Origin of the sequence: uncultured Rothia sp. (assembly GCF_937976295.1) — a bacterium.
In the GTDB taxonomy this organism is placed as follows: domain Bacteria; phylum Actinomycetota; class Actinomycetes; order Actinomycetales; family Micrococcaceae; genus Rothia.
Window position 1 is genome coordinate 1 of the sequence record NZ_CALJRY010000181.1, and the last position, 3042, is coordinate 3042.

Consider the following 3042-nt stretch of genomic DNA (forward strand, 5'->3'; position numbering starts at 1 on the left):
GTGCAGCCCGCCTACCGCGTCGACTATTGCATCGAGGGGGCGTATATTCCGCAGCGAATCACCCTCGACCCGGAGCTGACTCTCCTGCAGAGCGTGCAGCGGGCTAACCCCGGCGTGAGCGAACAGCATCTTCGCGATCAGCTGGCGCGACTACTTTTCCGTCGCGAGAGCGTACACCATAAGACAGGTGAGCTCTCCGGCGGCGAGCGTTTCCGTGCCGCGGTGGCGCAGGTGCTTCTGGCTGATCCGGTGCCACAGCTGCTCATGCTGGATGAGCCGACGAATAACCTCGATATTTCCTCGGTGGATTGGCTGGTGCAGGCGCTCGAAGCCTATACTGGCGCGCTCATCGTGGTGAGCCACGATGAGGATTTCTGCCGCCGCATCCGTATTGACCGCACGCTGGCTCTCTAGGGCTCCCCGCTGTATATCTAAGGCAGGGAATAAACGTCCAACACCGACTAGGACGAAGTTACATGGCAATCATGCACGTGCTCCAGCGTGAACTTTACATTTTGAGTGACAAAACCCGCTGGATAGTTACATTTTGAGTGACAACATCTGCCGGAGAGTTACATTTTGTCATTCAAGACCTCCATATTTGTAAAGTTCACATCCCAGTTGTTACATTATTACGCTTAGAACTACGGGTACACCCCGAATAAGCCGTTAAACGAACGGGTGCCCGGCACCTCCGAGTGTGGAGGCGCTGGGCACCCGCCATAGCAACAGCCACATAATTCACCCAAGTTCGCAGGCTGCCTCCTATTGACATGACAAATTATCACCAATAGTTACATTTTTGTCACAAAAATCGCCCTCATTTGTAACTAATGTTCCGCAATGAAACCCAAAATGTCACTCCAGGAATTACAATATGTACATGTATACGCCTGAAGAACTAACACAAACACTCAATGAGCTACGACTTCTAGGCAGGGACAGCCTGACTGTGGAAGTTAAGTCAGCCCACTCGGGTTACCCCTCCTCCATTGCCGAAACTATCTGTAGCTTTGCTAATCGTCCAGACGGAGGCACCATCATATGCGGCGTGGATGAATCCCAAGATTTCACTCCAGTAGGTGTCTACGATATCGAAGACTTACGAGCAAAAATTATTGATGCTGCGCAGAATCTCAAACCAAAAATTGCAGTAGAAACCAGTGACATGGTCCTGGACGACCATCAGCTACTTATTGTGTCTGTTCCAGGGTTGCCGGTTCAGGAACGTCCCTGTTTCAAAGGCAATGTAGCGTATCAACGTCTTGGGGATGGTGACTATCCGATGGATAGTTACGCACTAAGCCTGATGTACGCCCAACGTCACAAACCGCACAATGACCTACAAAGTATCGCTCATACGTCCATTGATGATTTAGACAAGTCCTACACCCAGGACTTCCTGCACCAGGTACGTCTCTCCTCAGCCCGTTTGCGTCAGAGCTCTGACCAAGAAATTTTGTATAAACGCAATGTACTAGCGGCAGATAATCATTTAACCTTGGCCGGGATGTGCGCTCTAGGTGACTACCCTCAGCAGTTTTATTCCGGGGCGAGCGTTATTGGCGTAGTGTCTACAAGCGGAACAACCCGTAATGATGACCGTTTTCGAAGCGAAGGTCCTATTCCCGCCATGCTTGAAGATACCCTTGCGTGGCTTATGCGCAACATTAAGAACCGCACCGTAACAGTTCCCAATGGCGCTGGGCTCCTCGATCAGCCAGAAATCCCTCTGGTAGCTCTCCGCGAATTTGTGGCCAACGCACTCGTCCACCGTAGTTACGAACAAGATGCTTCAGGAAAATTTATACAAATCTTTATCAAACGCGGGCGCATAGAAATTATCAGCCCCGGCGGTTTTTGGGGTATTCTGCCGAGCCAGGTAGGTCTTGTACATCGTCCCGCGGCTGTCAACGAGGCGTTATACGCTATCTGCCAGAATATTCGTCTCAGTGACGGTCATCGACTTATCGAAGGCGAAGGCGGCGGTATTCTCGCTGCACAACAGGCCCTGGTTGATGCTGGATTGCGTAAGGCACATATTATCGACGAGGGTATACAGGTGCGCGTCATCATCTACCGCTCTGCCGATGATATACAGCCTACTAACACAATGGGGGTATCCTCTGCTCCTCAGCATGCTGAGATACCAGAAAATTTGTCCCCCACGGAATCCCAGGTGTACGTTGCTTTGACCCGCGGACCAGCTACAGTCACTGACATTGTGGAAAGCACCCAGTTGACTGCACGGCAGGTGCGGTACGCGTTGCCCAAGCTAATCCAACGAGGTTTGGTAGAGCAAAAAGCGCGTTTGGGACGCCGCGGCTCGGTATACCGCACGCTAGCGCTCTAGGGTTCGCCTGCACCTACTTCAGGCGCAATAAACGGGTGCCCGGCACCTCCGAATGTGGAGGCGCCGGGCACCCGTTTCAGTTATCTCACCGCGGTCACTTCACCGCGCTGACAAAACTTAGATTAGAGGACCAGGCCCTTGGTCTGGGACACTGCGCGCTCGAAGCGAGCCTGAACATCAGCCCAGTTCACAATGTTCCAGAATGCCTTGACATAGTCACCCTTGACGTTCTGGTAGTCCAGGTAGAATGCGTGCTCCCACATGTCCAGCTGCAGAACGGGGATCAGTGCAACGGAGATGTTGCCCTGCTGATCGTAAAGCTGCTCGATGATGAGGCGCTTGCCAACGGTGTCCCATGCGAGGATTGCCCAGCCGGAGCCCTGAATGGTCAGTGCAACGTTGGTGAAGTGCTCACGGAACTTGTCGAAGGAGCCGAAGAACTCGTCGATTGCTGCTGCCAGCTCGCCGGTGGGCTTGTCGCCACCCTCGGGGGACAGGTTGTTCCAGAAGATGGAGTGGTTGGTGTGGCCACCCAGGTTGAATGCCAGGTCCTTGGAGAGCTTGGAGACGTTGCCGTATGCACCGTTCTCGCGTGCCTCTTCAAGCTGCTCGAGAGCTGCGTTAGCGCCTGCAACGTATGCTGCGTGGTGCTTGTCGTGGTGCAGCTCCATGATCTTTGCGGAGATGTG

General features: G+C 53.3%; 3 protein-coding genes. 2 read left to right on the plus strand and 1 reads right to left on the minus strand.

Features of this window, described 5'->3' with window-relative positions; all coding sequences use genetic code 11:
* The coding region (locus tag Q0216_RS05025; protein ID WP_298593437.1) for an ATP-binding cassette domain-containing protein at positions 1 to 414 on the plus strand (414 nt) is incomplete at its 5' end.
* A gap of 538 nt (positions 415 to 952) precedes the next feature.
* Positions 953 to 2353 (plus strand): RNA-binding domain-containing protein, encoded by a 1401-nt coding sequence (locus tag Q0216_RS05030; protein WP_298593439.1) that lies wholly within the window; start codon positions 953 to 955, stop codon positions 2351 to 2353.
* A gap of 122 nt (positions 2354 to 2475) precedes the next feature.
* On the opposite strand, the gene Q0216_RS05035 is transcribed toward Q0216_RS05030, so the two are convergent.
* A partial coding sequence (locus tag Q0216_RS05035) for a superoxide dismutase (RefSeq protein WP_298593441.1) occupies positions 2476 to 3042 on the minus strand: 567 nt, incomplete at its 5' end.